This window comes from Streptomyces sp. NPDC048001 (assembly GCF_043203115.1).
In the GTDB taxonomy this organism is placed as follows: Bacteria; Actinomycetota; Actinomycetes; order Streptomycetales; family Streptomycetaceae; genus Streptomyces; species Streptomyces sanyensis.
The window spans coordinates 1-13,381 of record NZ_JBIDBN010000010.1 but is presented as its reverse complement, the minus strand read 5'-3'; the positions used below and the strand labels follow the sequence as shown (position 1 = coordinate 13,381).

Genomic DNA, 13,381 nt, shown 5'->3' with positions numbered 1-13,381 from the left:
GCCGGGCGGTTTGCGTTGCCCACCCCCCTCGATTCCTGGACGGAAGCCCTTCATGAGCCTGCACGGTCTCCTCGATGCCGTCGTAGCCGACCCGGCGCTCGCCGAAGCGGTCGAAGCGGCCACGGACGGCCACCGGACGCATGTCGACCTGGTCGGTCCGCCCGCGGCGCGGCCCCTGTCGGTGGCCGCGCTCGCCCGTGGCGCGGGGCGCCCGGTGCTGGCCGTCACGGCCACCGGCCGCGAGGCCGAGGACCTCGCCGCCGCGCTGCGCTCCCTGCTGCCCGGCGAGGGCGTCGTGGAGTTCCCCTCCTGGGAGACCCTTCCCCACGAGCGGCTCTCGCCCCGCTCCGACACGGTGGGTCGCCGTCTCGCGGTGCTGCGCCGCCTCGCCCACCCCTCCGCGGACGACCCGGCCGCGGGGCCGGTCAACGTGGTCGTCGCCCCCGTGCGCTCGGTGCTCCAGCCGCAGGTCAAGGGGCTGGGCGACCTGGAGCCGGTGGCGCTGCGCACGGGGATGCGGGCGGATCTGGACGAGGTGGTCGCCTCGCTCGCGGCCGCCGCCTACTCCCGCGTCGAACTGGTCGAGAAGCGCGGGGAGTTCGCCGTCCGAGGCGGCATCCTGGACGTCTTCCCGCCCACCGAGGAGCACCCCCTGCGGGTGGAGTTCTGGGGTGACGACATCGAGGAGATCCGCTACTTCAAGGTCGCGGACCAGCGCTCCCTGGAGGTCGCCGAGCACGGTCTGTGGGCGCCCCCGTGCCGGGAGTTGCTGCTCACCGACGAGGTGCGCCGCCGCGCCGCGGAGCTCGCCGAGGCCCATCCCGAACTGGGCGAGCTGCTGGGGAAGATCGCCGAGGGCATCGCCGTCGAGGGCATGGAGTCCCTGGCGCCCGTCCTCGTCGACGAGATGGAACTCCTGCTCGACGTGCTGCCGAAGGGCGCCATGGCGGTGGTCTGCGACCCGGAGCGGGTGCGTACCCGGGCCGCCGACCTCGTCGCCACCAGCCAGGAGTTCCTCCAGGCGTCCTGGGCGGCCACCGCGGGCGGCGGAGAGGCCCCGATCGACGTGGGCGCGGCCTCCCTGCGGGGTATCGCCGACGTGCGGGACCGGGCCCGGGAACTCGGCATGATGTGGTGGTCCGTCTCGCCGTTCGCGGCCGATGCCGAGGACGCGGACGAGGACACCCTCCGCCTGGGCCTGCAGGCGCCCGAGGCGTACCGGGGCGACACGGCCCGCGCACTCGCCGACACCAAGGGCTGGCTCGCCGACGGCTGGCGCACGGTCTACGTCACCGAGGCGCACGGCCCGGCCTCCCGGACGGTGGAGGTCCTCGGCGGCGAGGGCGTCGCCGCCCGCCTGGACGCGGACCTGACCGACCTCTCGCCCTCCGTGGTGCACGTGGTCCGCGGCTCCGCCGACCACGGCTTCGTGGCCCCCTCGCTGGGGCTCGCGGTGCTGACCGAGACGGACCTGTCGGGACAGAAGGCGGCGGGCAAGGACGGGCAGCGGATGCCCACCCGCCGCCGCAAGACCATCGACCCGCTGACCCTGGAGACCGGGGACCACATCGTCCACGAGCAGCACGGCGTCGGCCGGTACATCGAGATGGTGCAGCGCACCGTGCAGGGCGCCACCCGCGAGTACCTCCTCGTCGAGTACGCGCCCGCCAAGCGGGGCCAGCCCGGCGACCGGCTCTACATCCCGACCGACCAGCTGGAGCAGGTGACCAAGTACGTCGGTGGCGAGGCCCCCACACTGCACCGCCTCGGCGGCGCGGACTGGACCAAGACCAAGGCGCGGGCGAAGAAGGCGGTCAAGGAGATCGCCGCCGACCTGATCAGGCTCTACTCGGCCCGGATGGCCGCCCCCGGACACGCCTTCGCCCCCGACACACCCTGGCAGCGGGAGCTGGAGGACGCCTTCCCCTACGCCGAGACGCCCGACCAGCTCTCGACCATCGCCGAGGTCAAGGAGGACATGGAGAAGACCGTCCCCATGGACCGCCTGATCTGCGGCGACGTGGGCTACGGCAAGACGGAGATCGCGGTCCGCGCCGCCTTCAAGGCGGTCCAGGACGGCAAGCAGGTCGCCGTCCTGGTGCCCACCACCCTGCTCGTGCAGCAGCACTACGGCACCTTCAGCGAGCGCTACGCGCAGTTCCCCGTCGCCACCCGGGCGCTGTCGCGGTTCCAGAGCGACACCGAGGCCAAGGCCACCCTGGAGGGGCTGCGGGACGGCTCCGTCGACATCGTCATCGGCACCCACCGGCTGTTCTCCTCGGAGACGAAGTTCAAGGACCTCGGACTCGTCATCGTCGACGAGGAGCAGCGCTTCGGCGTGGAGCACAAGGAGCAGCTGAAGAAGCTGCGGGCCAACGTCGACGTGCTCACCATGTCGGCGACCCCGATCCCGCGCACCCTGGAGATGGCGGTCACCGGCATCCGGGAGATGTCCACGATCACGACCCCGCCGGAGGAGCGGCACCCCGTGCTGACCTTCGTCGGCCCCTACGAGGAGAAGCAGATCGGTGCCGCGATCCGGCGCGAACTGCTGCGCGAGGGGCAGGTCTTCTACATCCACAACCGGGTGGAGTCCATCGACCGGGCCGCGGCGCGGCTGCGCGAGATCGTGCCCGAGGCGCGGATCGCCACCGCGCACGGCCAGATGTCGGAGCAGGCGCTGGAGCAGGTGGTGGTCGACTTCTGGGAGAAGAAGTTCGACGTGCTGGTCTCGACGACGATCGTCGAGTCGGGCATCGACATCTCCAACGCCAACACCCTCATCGTCGAGCGGGGCGACAACTTCGGCCTCTCCCAGCTGCACCAGCTGCGGGGGCGGGTCGGCCGGGGGCGGGAGCGCGGATACGCGTACTTCCTCTACCCGCCGGAGAAGCCGCTGACCGAGACCGCCCACGAGCGCCTCGCCACCATCGCCCAGCACACCGAGATGGGCGCGGGCATGTACGTCGCCATGAAGGACCTGGAGATCCGCGGGGCGGGCAACCTCCTCGGCGGCGAGCAGTCCGGCCACATCGCGGGCGTCGGCTTCGACCTGTACGTGCGGATGGTGGGCGAGGCGGTCGCGGACTACCGCGCCTCCCTGGAGGGCGGCACGGAGGAGGAGCCGCCGCTGGAGGTCAAGATCGAGCTCCCGGTGGACGCCCACGTCCCCCACGACTACGCCCCCGGCGAGCGGCTGCGGCTCCAGGCGTACCGTGCCATCGCCTCCGCCGCCTCCCAGGAGGACATCGCGGCGGTGCGCGAGGAGCTGACCGACCGCTACGGCAAGCTCCCCGAGCCCGTGGAGAACCTGCTGCTGGTGGCCGGGCTGCGGATGCTGGCGCGGGCCTGCGGGGTCGGCGACATCGTGCTCCAGGGGCCGAACATCCGCTTCGCACCGGTCGAGCTGCGCGAGTCGCAGGAGCTGCGGCTGAAGCGGCTGCACCCTCGGGCGGTGGTCAAACCGGCCGTCCACCAGGTCCTGGTTCCGCGGCCCACCACCGGGAAGATCGGCGGCAAGCCCGTGGTCGGTCGCGAACTGCTCGCGTGGACCGGCGAGTTCCTCACCACCGTCCTCGGTTCCTGACCCGTCCGCCCGTCCCGCCCGCCCCGGTGGCCGCCCGGGGCGGCGGCGTTCCGGCGAACGGCCCCGTACCGTAGGGGGCGTGAGGGGAACACGGAGCATCAGGGGCGGGGCGGCGGCGCTGCTCGCGGTGGCACTGCTGGCAGGCTGCGAGGACATCGGGCGCGGCGGGGCCGGACCGGAGGCGGACACCGGCGCGCCCGCCGCGCGGGGCGCCGGCCCGCTCGACAACCCGGACGGCACCCGTGCCGGCCTGGCGGCCCTGCCGGAGGGGCGGCTGGCGGAGGCGCGCAGCCTGATCGAGGGCCTGGCCGTCAAGGGGCGCGGCCCGAAGACCGGCTACGACCGGGACGAGTTCGGCTATGCCTGGATGGACACGGCCGACGGGGTGCCGCTGGCGAGGAACGGGTGCGACACCCGCAACGACCTGCTGCGGCTGCACGGGCGGAACGTCCGCTTCCGTGACGGCTCCGACTGCGTGGTCGTCTCGATGGACCTGCACGACCCCTACACCGGCAAGGACATCGCCTGGCGCAAGGCGAAGGCCGCCGAGGTGCAGATAGACCACGTGGTGCCGCTGTCGTACAGCTGGCAGCTGGGCGCGGCGCGCTGGCCGGAGGACAAGCGCCGCCGGCTGGCCAACGACCCGCTCAACCTGCTGCCGGTGGACGGCCGGGAGAACTCCGCCAAGGGCGACTCCGGCCCGGCGTCCTGGCTGCCGCCGAACAAGGCGATCCGCTGCTCGTACGCGGTGCGGTTCGCGCAGGTCGCCGACGCGTACGAGCTGCCGGTGACCGGCGCCGACAAGCAGGCCATGCTCCGGTGGTGCGGGGGCTGAGGCCCGGGCGAAATCCGGTGGGAGGGGCGGGCCCGGCGCGGTTAGCCTGCGCCCATGGACCTGATGATCACCACCTTGGCGGAACGCCCCGAACTGCGGCCCCTGCTGTGGGAGATGCCCGACACCTGGGAGTCGTTCATCGGCGAGGACCCCGTCGGCTGGGCGAACATCGGCCGGATCATGGCGGAGCTGCCGGAGTACGTGCTCGTGGCGACCGACGGCCCCGAGGGGCCGATCGTGGCCAAGGCGTTCAGCGTGCCCTTCGTCCTCGACATGGACGGGCGCCGGGAGCTGCCCGACCGGGGCTGGGACCAGGTGGTGCTGTGGGCCTTCTCCGACCTGCGCCACGGACGCCGCCCGGACACGGTCAGCGCCGTGGAGATCACCGTGTCCTCGGACCACCTGGGCCGGGGCATATCGGGCCGGATGCTCCACGCCCTGCGGGAGCTCGTGCGCGGGCGGGGCTTCGCCCAGCTCGTCGCCCCCGTGCGGCCGAGTGCCAAGAGCGCGGAACCAGAGGCCGTGATGGCCGAGTACGCGTTCCGGAAGCGGGACGGGGACGGCCTGCCGTACGACCCCTGGCTGCGGGTGCACGCCCGTGCGGGCGGTGTGCTGGAGAAGGTGGCCCCGGCCTCCATGACGGTGTCGGGCTCGACGGAGGAGTGGCGCCGGTGGACCGGCCTGGCCTTCGACGTCTCGGGGCCGCTGCACGTGCCCGGCGCCCTGGTGCCGGTGCACGTCGAGGCGGAGCGGGGCTACGCGGTGTACGTGGAGCCCAACGTGTGGGTGCGCCACCGGCTGTGACGCATCCTCGGACGGCGGTGCGGGCCGCTCCCCCGTCGCGGCCCGCTCCCTCCCCCTGCCGGTGCGGGGCCCGTGCGGGCCCCGCGTCGGATCAGAGGGTCAGCTCCCACTGGGAGGAGTCGTAGAAGATGCCGGGGGAGACCTCGACGGTGAGGGTCTTGGCGTCGGCCGGGGCGTCGAAGCCGTACACCACGGTGGCCTTCTTGCCGGGCGCGATGGTGCCCTCGAAGCCGCCGCCCACCGTGTCGTCGAAGATCTGCTCGGCCTCCACGCCCCCCTCGCCGGCGCGGGCGTCGGCGGTGGTGAGGGTGGAGTCGAACTTCTCCGTACCGGCGTTCTCGATCACGACGGTGACCTGGTAGGCCTTGTTGCCCGAGGTGTGGCCGATCGCGAACTCGCTCGGGGAGTACGCCTTGGGCGCGGAGACGGTGACCGTCACGTCGTCGTCGTAGACGACGGAGTCGCCCGCCGCGAGCGTCTCGCCCTTGGCCTTGTCCTCGGTGCCGCCGGTGGCGTCGGCGGGCTTCTCGGCGGCGGCGCCGGCCTCCTTCGGAGCGCTGGCGTCCACGGCCTTGTTGATCTCGTCGACCGCCTCGTCCACGGCCATCACGGTGACGATGCCCATGAACACGCTGGCCACCAGGGTGAGGGCCGCGAGCACGGTGCCCGCGACGGCCACGCCCTTGTTGGTGGCCTCGCCGCGCTTGGCCCGGCCGAGGCCGACCAGACCGAAGATCAGGGCGAGCAGGCCGAGAATGCCGCCGAGCCAGAACAGCAGCGGGACGAAGGCGATGAGCAGGCCGATGATGCCGAGCACGAGGGCGGTCGTGCCGAGGCCGTTGCGGGCCTGAGCGGGCGCGGGGCCCGGGTTGTAGGGCTGCGGCGCTCCGTACGGAGGCTGCTGGGTCGGCTGGGACATGCGTGGATCCCCCCCAAGGGATGTGTGTAGGACCCCCAAGAGGATCCGCTGTGTTCGAGTCAATGAGAGCAGAGCCTGTGAACCGGGTCAACAGGGTTATCTTATTGTTGCCTTATGTCGCTGTGAAACCGTCTGTCCCATGAGGCGCGGTTAGGATCGTCGTCACAGCAGCGTGATCAGGTGTCCTGCGACGCGCCGCCGACACGCCGCTCACGAGCCCGAGCGCCTGACGAGGGGAAGCCGGATGCCGGAGAACGCAGCCGAGGTCACCGCGGCGGGCATCGCACGGCTCGCCGGTGTGGGGCGCGCCGCCGTGAGCAACTGGCGCCGCCGCCACCCCGATTTCCCCAAGCCCGTGGGCGGCACCGAGGCCAGCCCCTCCTTCGCGCTCGCCGAGATCGAGCAGTGGCTGCGCGACCAGGGCAAACTCGCGGAGGTCCCGCTGCGCGAGAGGGTCTGGCAGCAGCTCGCCGGGGACCCCGCCGGAGCCGTCACGGCCCTGGTCCGAACGGCCTGCGTGCTCCTCGCCGTGCACGAGCGGCCCACCGACTGGCCCGCGCTCGCCGCGGCCCCCGAAGAGCGCTTCGGCACAGGGCTGGCCGTCGTGCTGGACACGGTCCTCGAACGGCGCTTCGGCACCTCCCGCGCCGTTCCCACGCCGTCCCCGCAGCAGTTGGACGACTCCGCGCCGCTGCTGCGCGCGGCCGCCGAACTCGCCGCCGCGACCGGCGCACGCCAGACCTTCGAGTTCCTGCTGGGCCGCCACCTCGATGCCAACCCCCGGCAGTACACGCTCACCCCGGCCCCCGCCGCCGAGCTCATGGCCGACCTGGCGGGCGATGCCGGAACCGTGCTCGACCCCGCCTGCGGGACCGGCGCCCTGCTGCGGGCCGCCCGCCGCCCGACCGCCCTGTGCGCCCAGGACGCCGACCCCGACCTGGCGGCGCTCACCGCCCTCCGGCTCGCCCTGCACGGCGGCGCCCCGGTCCGCGCCGCCGGGGGCGACGCCCTGCGCTCCGACGGCCACGAAGGGCTGGCCGCCGACACCGTGCTGTGCCACCCGCCGTTCAACGAACGCAACTGGGGCCACGAGGAACTGGCCTACGACCCCCGCTGGGAGTACGGCTTCCCGGCCCGCACGGAGTCCGAGCTGGCCTGGGTCCAGCACGCGTTGGCCCGGCTCAGGCCCGGCGGGACCGCCGTGCTGCTGATGCCCCCGGCCGTCGCCTCCCGGCGCTCGGGCCGGCGCGTCCGCGCGGGGCTGCTGCGGCGCGGCGCGCTGCGCGCGGTCGTCGCCCTGCCCGCGGGCGCCGCACCCCCGTACGGCATCCCGCTCCACCTGTGGGTGCTGCGCAGGCCCGCCCCCGGCGGCCCGCCCGCCTCCGAACTGCTGCTCGTGGACACCGCGGCCCTCGCGTCGCCCGAGGACGGCGGACGCGGCGACGGCGCGCGGGAGCGGCTCGACTGGACGGCCGTGCGCACCGCCGTCCTCGACGCCTGGCGGGCCTTCGACCGCGGCGGCACCCCGCCGGAGGCCCCCGGGGTGAGCCGCGCCGTGCCCGTCCTCGAACTCCTCGACGACGAGGTGGACCTGACCCCCGCACGCAGCCTGCCGCCCCCCGCCGCGGCGGGCACCGCCGAGCTGTCACGGGTCGCCGGGGACCTCTCCCGCGCCCTCTCCCGCGCCACCGCGCTGACCCCGGCCCCCGCGGAGGCCGCGGTCACCGCCGCGAGCCGGCCGTCGGCCACGGTCGGCGAACTCGCCCGCGCCGGGGCCCTCCAGCTGCGCTCCGGCGGCGCCGGGGGCTCCCCGGCCGACGGCCGGCCGCCCGTCCTCACCGAGCAGGACCTGATCGCCGGACGCCCGCCCTCCGGCACGCTCCCCGACGCCTCCGGGGAGGAACCGGTGCTGATCGCGCCCGGGGACGTGCTGGTGCCCGTGCTCGGCGGCGGAGCGTTCGTCCGGGTCGCGGACCCCTCCCTCGCGGGTGCCGTGCTCGGCCGCCACCTGTACCTGCTGCGCCCCGACCCGGCCACCCTCGACCCCTGGTTCCTCGCGGGCTTCCTGCGCGGCAGCGCCAACCGGCGGCAGGCCAGCAGCCATGCCTCCACCGCCTCCCGGCTCGACGTCCGCCGACTCCAGCTGCCCCGGCTGCCCCTCGCCGAGCAGCGGCGCTACGGCGAGCGCTTCCGCGCCCTGAGCGAGTTCGAGGACGCCCTGCGGCTCGCCGGGCGCCTCGGTGACCGGCTGGTGCAGGGGCTCCACGACGGACTGACGGACGGCCGGGTCCTGCCCTGACGCGTCGGGACGGACCGCGCGGGCACAACGGTTGGGTACAACCCGGAACACGTCACGGGCGTCGGTGTATACGCTTCACCCCGCCCCCAGGTCGTGCCTGGCACATGGCGCTGTCCGCCCGTAGGGCGGGATGCGTGCCGGGCGTCGCGCGCCAAGCGGGATGTGTCGGACACGACCTGGGGCGCCCCGCCCGTCCGCCTCGTCCTCAGGCACCCAGGAGCAGGAATGCACGGCCACGGCCCTGTGCCGCACTCCCCGCGTCCCTCGACGGCGCTGCTCGTCGTCGTACGCGTCGTCCTCGTCGCGCTCTCGGTCTTCAGCCTCGGGCTGTTCGCCTGGGCCGCGATGCTGCGCATCGCCGTCCTGCGCCGCCGGCGGCCCGACTGGTTGCTGTTCTGGGGCGCGCTGCTGCTCGCCGTCGCCGCGTTCGTGGTGCTCGGGGCCTTCGGCGCCGACACGGGGGACCAGGGCGAGCCGGAGACGGGCCCGCTGGACGCCGTCTGCGCGGTGGTGCTCCTCGGCCTCGCCTTCGGCGTGCCCGTGCACTACCTGATCGCCGAGATCAGCCACTACCAGGAGCCGCGGGCCCCCGGCGGCTGGCCGGCCGCGCCGGGACAGGCGGCGTCCCCCTACGGCACGCCCCCGCCCACCGCGGGCCCCTACCCGCGCCCCGGCCCCCGTCCGCCGTCGCAGCCCGGCCCGTACGCCGGACCGGACCGGGCGGCGCCCCCCTACCGCCCGCCGTCCGGCCCCGCACCCGGCACCGGATACGGCTACCCGCCCGCCCCCGCGGCCCCGCCCGCCCCGCCCGCGGCCCCGCCCGGGCCGGGCGTCCCCGGGGCCCCCGCCGCCCCGGGCGCGGGCACACCCCGCATCGACCAGGTACGCGCCGAACTCGACGAGCTGAGCGACCTGCTGCGCGGACCCGACCACGGGGACCGCCCCGGCGAGGGGAGCACACCGGGGAACGGCGGCGGCCGGTGAACGGGCGGATGATCGCCGACCGCTACGAGCTCTCCGCCCTGATCGGCCAGGGCGGCATGGGCCAGGTCTGGACCGCCTACGACGGGCGGCTGGACCGCCGCGTCGCCGTGAAGCTGCTCCGCCCCGACCACATGGCCGCCGCCACCGCCGCCGAGGAGATGCGCCGCCGGTTCGTCCGCGAGTGCCGGGTCACCGCCCAGGTCTGCCATCCGGGGCTGGTCACGGTCCACGACGCGGGCAGCGACGGGGACGACCTCTATCTGGTGATGCAGTACGTCGAGGGCGCCGACCTGGCCGACCACCTGGCCGAGCACGACCCCTACCCCTGGGAGTGGGCCGTCTCCGTCGCCGCCCAGCTCTGCTCCGTGCTCGGCGCGGTCCACGCGGTGCCGATCGTCCACCGCGACCTCAAGCCGCGCAATGTGATGGTCAAGCCGGACGGCACCGTCACCGTGCTCGACCTCGGGGTCGCCTCCGTCATCGACTCCGACACCACCCGCCTCACCCACACCGGGTCACCGGTCGGCAGCCCCGGCTACATGGCCCCCGAGCAGGCGCTGGGCGGCGCCGTCGGGCCCTACACCGACCTGTACGCCCTCGGGGTGCTGCTCCACGAACTCCTCAGCGGGGACGTCCCCTTCAGCGGCTCCACCGCCCTCGGGGTGCTCCACCGCCACCTCCACGAGGCCCCCGTGCCGGTGCGGCGGCTGCGCCCGGACGTCCCCGAGCCCCTCGAAGCCCTCGTCCTGAGACTGCTCGCCAAGGACCCCCAGCACCGCCCGTCCGGAGCCCAGGAGGTGTACGCGGCGCTGGCCCCGCTGCTGCCCGCCAGGGGGGCGACCCGCGGCCCGCTCGATCCGACCCGCCCCTTCCTGCGCCCGCACGCGCCCTGGCCCGACGGCACCGCGGCGCCGTCGGGCACGGCCCCGGCCCCGGCCGGCCCCCCGCCGGGGGTGGACGTCGCCGCGGCCGTGGACGAGGTCAAACGGCTCCTCGGCGAGGGCGGCATCACCCGGGCCGTGGACATCCTCGGCGGCATCCTCCCGGCCGCCGCTGCGCAGCACGGGGAGCACTCGCAGGTGGTGCGGATCCTGCGCAAGCAGTACGCGGCGACCCTGATGGACGACGGCCAGTACCGGCGCGCGCTGCCGGAGCTGCGCCGGCTCGCCCAGGAGCGGGCCGCCGAGGCGGGCTGGACCGACACCCAGGCGCTCCAGTTCCGCCACGACGCCGCCCAGTGCCTGGAGCACCTCGGCGACCCCTCGGCGGCGCTCGCCGAGTACCGCGCGGTGCTGCCGTCCTACGAGGCCGCCGACCGGGACCGGGCGCTCCAGGTCCGCCAGCGGATCGGCCATCTGCTGCTGGCCGTGGGCGACCACACCGCGGCGGGCCACCAGTTCCGCTCCCTGCTGTACGACGCGGAGCGCGCGTACGGGCCGTACCACCCGTTCCCGGTGGAGCTGCGGCGCGCGCTGGAGCGCCAGCAGCAGCTGCGCGGCTGAGCGCCCCGCCCCGGACCGGCTCCCTCAGCGGGCGCGCAGGAAGGCCGAGGTGGACGCGCGGCCCAGCAGCGCGAACCGCGAGTCCCCGGAGGCCAGATGCGCGTCCAGGGCCGCCCGGACACCGGGCCAGGCCGGGTCGCCGTAGTCGTCGAGGACCACGATCCCGCCCGGGGCGGCGATCCGCTCCACCCAGGCGAGGTCCGCCGCGACGCCCTCCTCGGAGTGGTCGCCGTCCACCACGATCACCCCGTAGGCCCGGTCGGAGACCTCCGCCCGGATCTGCGGATCGCCGGAGAAGCCCTGCCTGATCCGGGCGTCGAGCGCCGAACGCCCGCCCGCCAGGGCCAGGTTGGCCCGCAGCACGTCCTCCCGCACGGGTGTGCCCGTGGGGTCGGCCGGCTGGGAGGTCCCGGGCTGGAGCTGCGAGCCCGCCAGCGGGTCCACGATGGTCAGGTCCGGTTCGATGCCCGCCCGGTGCACCATCCGCACCAGCGCGGAGGCGAACAGCCCGTAGAGCGTGCCGATCTCCAGGATGCTCCCGTTCGGAGGGGAGAGCAGCGGCACCGCGGCGAGCTTGCCGCAGATGTTGGGTGTGGACCCCGCCAACCGCCCGATGCCCAGCGCCTCCAGGGCCACCAGCGTCCGGTAGGCGACGACCACTCCCCGGCGGGCGTGCTCGCTGCCGGTGACGGCCCGGACCTCCTCGACCAGGCGGTCGATCTCCCCGGGCGGGGGCATGCGGTGCGGTCCGCGGCCCGTGCCGTCGAGCAGCAGCCCGACCGCGTGCGTCTGCCGGCGCATCTCGTCCACCTCGCGGCGGAGCGAGGCCAGTTCGGGTTCCAGGCCGCGTCTCACCCGCCCTTCGAGCACGGTGAGCGCGGGGGCCAGCACCCGCTTCGTCAGACGGTTGCGGAGAAGAAGCATGACCGGGAAGGTAGCGGGGCGCGCCGCCGCGGCCAACCACCCTCCGGTGCGCGGGGGATGAAGTCTCGGTGTCCTGCGGATGGCGGATGCGCGTCCGGTGCGCGGGCGGCCCCCTGACGTGCGGCGAGGGGGCGGACCGCCGGCCGCCGGAGCAGATCCCCCGTCACCGCTCCACGTCCGCCCCGCGCCCGTTAGGATGATCACCATGCAGCTGTTCCTGACGCCTCCGCCGCCCGCCGTCTAAGGCGGGCAGCCCATACAGAGCCGTCCCGGGGCTACCGGGGCGGCGATCTGAGTTGCCCTCGAAAAGCATCGTGATGCCCTTCAATCGAGGAGACCTCAGTTGCAGTCCTCTTCTGCCCTGCCCGTTCGGCGGGGTGTTCTCTATGTCGCGATCGCGGCCACAGCATGGGGTACCGGCGGTGCCGTGGCCGCCGAGCTGTACGACGTCGGCGGGATCGGCCCCGTCTCCGTGTCCTTCTGGCGGTTCCTCGCCGGACTGGGGCTGCTCCTGCTGGCCCACCTGGTCCGGCGGTCCCGGCGGCCGCGGACGGCGCAGTCGCTGCGCGCCACCTTCGCGGCGAACCCCCGTCGAGCACTGGTCACGGGCTTCGGCCTTGCCGTCTACCAGACGGCCTACTTCGCCTCCGTCCAGCAGGCCGGGCTGACCGTGGCCACGGTGGTGACCCTGGGCTCGGGCCCGGTGCTGGTCGCCGTCGGCGCGCGGTTCACGCTCGGCGAGCGCACCGGCGCCGCCGGAACCGCCGCCGTCGGCAGCGGCGTCGTGGGCCTGGTGCTGCTGATGGGGGGCGCGGACGGGAGCACCGGCCCGGCTCCCGTCCTGGGCATCGGCTACGCGCTGCTCTCCGCCGCCGGTTACGCGGGCGTGACCCTGCTGGGCCGCTCCTCGGGCCGGAAGAACGCCGGTGGCGCCTTCGAGTCCACCGTGACGGGGTTCGCGGTGGGCACGGTCTGCCTGCTGCCGATGGCGCTCGTGGAGGGCCTGCTCCCGGACATGGAGCACGCGGCGTGGACCCTCGGCCTGATCCTCTACCTGGGGGCGGCGCCGACGGCACTGGCGTACACGCTGTTCTTCATCGGCCTCGGGGCGGTGCGGGCGACGACGGCCTCCGTGGTCGCCCTGGTGGAGCCGCTCACCGCGGCGGCCATCGGGGTCCTGGTCTTCGGTGAGCGGCTCAACCCGGTCGTCCTCGCCGGCACGGCCCTGCTGATGTTCGCCGTCCTCTTCCTCGCCGTCGACGAGGGGGGCGGCCGAGCGGGTTCCCGTGGTCCGGCCGACCCGGATCCGGAGCCCGGTCGGCGTGCGGCGGAGCCGACCCTGCGGGTCAAGGACTGACTCGGCCACTCTGCGGTGTCTCCGCGGGCCGTGGGGGGGGGGGTGAAGCCCCCCCCCCCCCCCCCCCCCCCCCCAAAAACACAACGGTGGAGACCCCCCCACGCGGGAGCCGATTGGGGGGGGGTGGTTGTTTAGTGGGGGTGGGGGTTATATTTTTAGGGTGGGGAGGTG

The 13,381-nt window shown here is 74.6% G+C and carries 9 protein-coding genes; 7 read left to right on the top strand and 2 right to left on the bottom strand.

Annotated features, from left to right (window positions below; translation table 11 throughout):
• Positions 1-52: 52 nt before the first annotated feature.
• From mfd to ACGF15_RS19435, 3 genes are all read left to right on the top strand, one after another.
• A complete protein-coding gene (gene mfd, locus ACGF15_RS19445; protein WP_392800433.1) occupies positions 53-3,586 on the top strand; it encodes a transcription-repair coupling factor in 3,534 nt (1,177 codons plus the stop codon).
• 79 nt (positions 3,587-3,665) lie between these two features.
• Complete coding sequence (locus ACGF15_RS19440) at positions 3,666-4,421, top strand: HNH endonuclease family protein (RefSeq protein ID WP_345615112.1); 756 nt, start codon at positions 3,666-3,668, stop codon at positions 4,419-4,421.
• 54 nt (positions 4,422-4,475) lie between these two features.
• Positions 4,476-5,225, top strand: coding sequence for an N-acetyltransferase (locus ACGF15_RS19435; protein ID WP_362614688.1), 750 nt, complete (start codon positions 4,476-4,478; stop codon positions 5,223-5,225).
• Between the two features lie 91 nt (positions 5,226-5,316).
• On the opposite strand, the gene ACGF15_RS19430 is transcribed toward ACGF15_RS19435, so the two are convergent.
• Positions 5,317-6,144 (bottom strand): DUF4190 domain-containing protein, encoded by an 828-nt coding sequence (locus ACGF15_RS19430; protein ID WP_345615114.1) that lies wholly within the window; start codon positions 6,142-6,144, stop codon positions 5,317-5,319.
• A 244-nt stretch (positions 6,145-6,388) separates the two neighbouring features.
• Here ACGF15_RS19430 and ACGF15_RS19425 point away from each other — a divergent pair, with 244 nt between their 5' ends.
• From ACGF15_RS19425 to ACGF15_RS19415, 3 genes are all read left to right on the top strand, one after another.
• Positions 6,389-8,443 carry an N-6 DNA methylase gene (locus tag ACGF15_RS19425; RefSeq protein ID WP_392800428.1) on the top strand — a complete coding sequence of 685 codons (2,055 nt, stop codon included), beginning with the start codon at positions 6,389-6,391 and terminating at the stop codon, positions 8,441-8,443.
• A gap of 225 nt (positions 8,444-8,668) precedes the next feature.
• On the top strand, positions 8,669-9,427 hold the full coding sequence (locus tag ACGF15_RS19420; protein ID WP_392800425.1) for a hypothetical protein: 759 nt from the start codon (positions 8,669-8,671) through the stop codon (positions 9,425-9,427).
• Entirely contained in the window at positions 9,424-10,929 is a 1,506-nt protein-coding gene (locus ACGF15_RS19415; protein ID WP_345615117.1) for a serine/threonine-protein kinase, read from the top strand. Before ACGF15_RS19420 ends, ACGF15_RS19415 begins: the two co-directional genes overlap by 4 nt.
• Before the next feature lie 24 nt (positions 10,930-10,953).
• On the opposite strand, the gene ACGF15_RS19410 is transcribed toward ACGF15_RS19415, so the two are convergent.
• The gene (locus ACGF15_RS19410; RefSeq protein ID WP_345615118.1) at positions 10,954-11,853 is read right to left on the bottom strand and encodes a class I SAM-dependent methyltransferase; all 900 of its coding nucleotides are present in this window, start codon (positions 11,851-11,853) and stop codon (positions 10,954-10,956) included.
• Positions 11,854-12,196: 343 nt separating this feature from the next.
• Between ACGF15_RS19410 and ACGF15_RS19405 the strand changes: the two genes are divergently transcribed.
• Positions 12,197-13,210 (top strand): EamA family transporter, encoded by a 1,014-nt coding sequence (locus tag ACGF15_RS19405; protein ID WP_345615119.1) that lies wholly within the window; start codon positions 12,197-12,199, stop codon positions 13,208-13,210.
• The last annotated feature ends 171 nt before the right edge of the window (positions 13,211-13,381 follow it).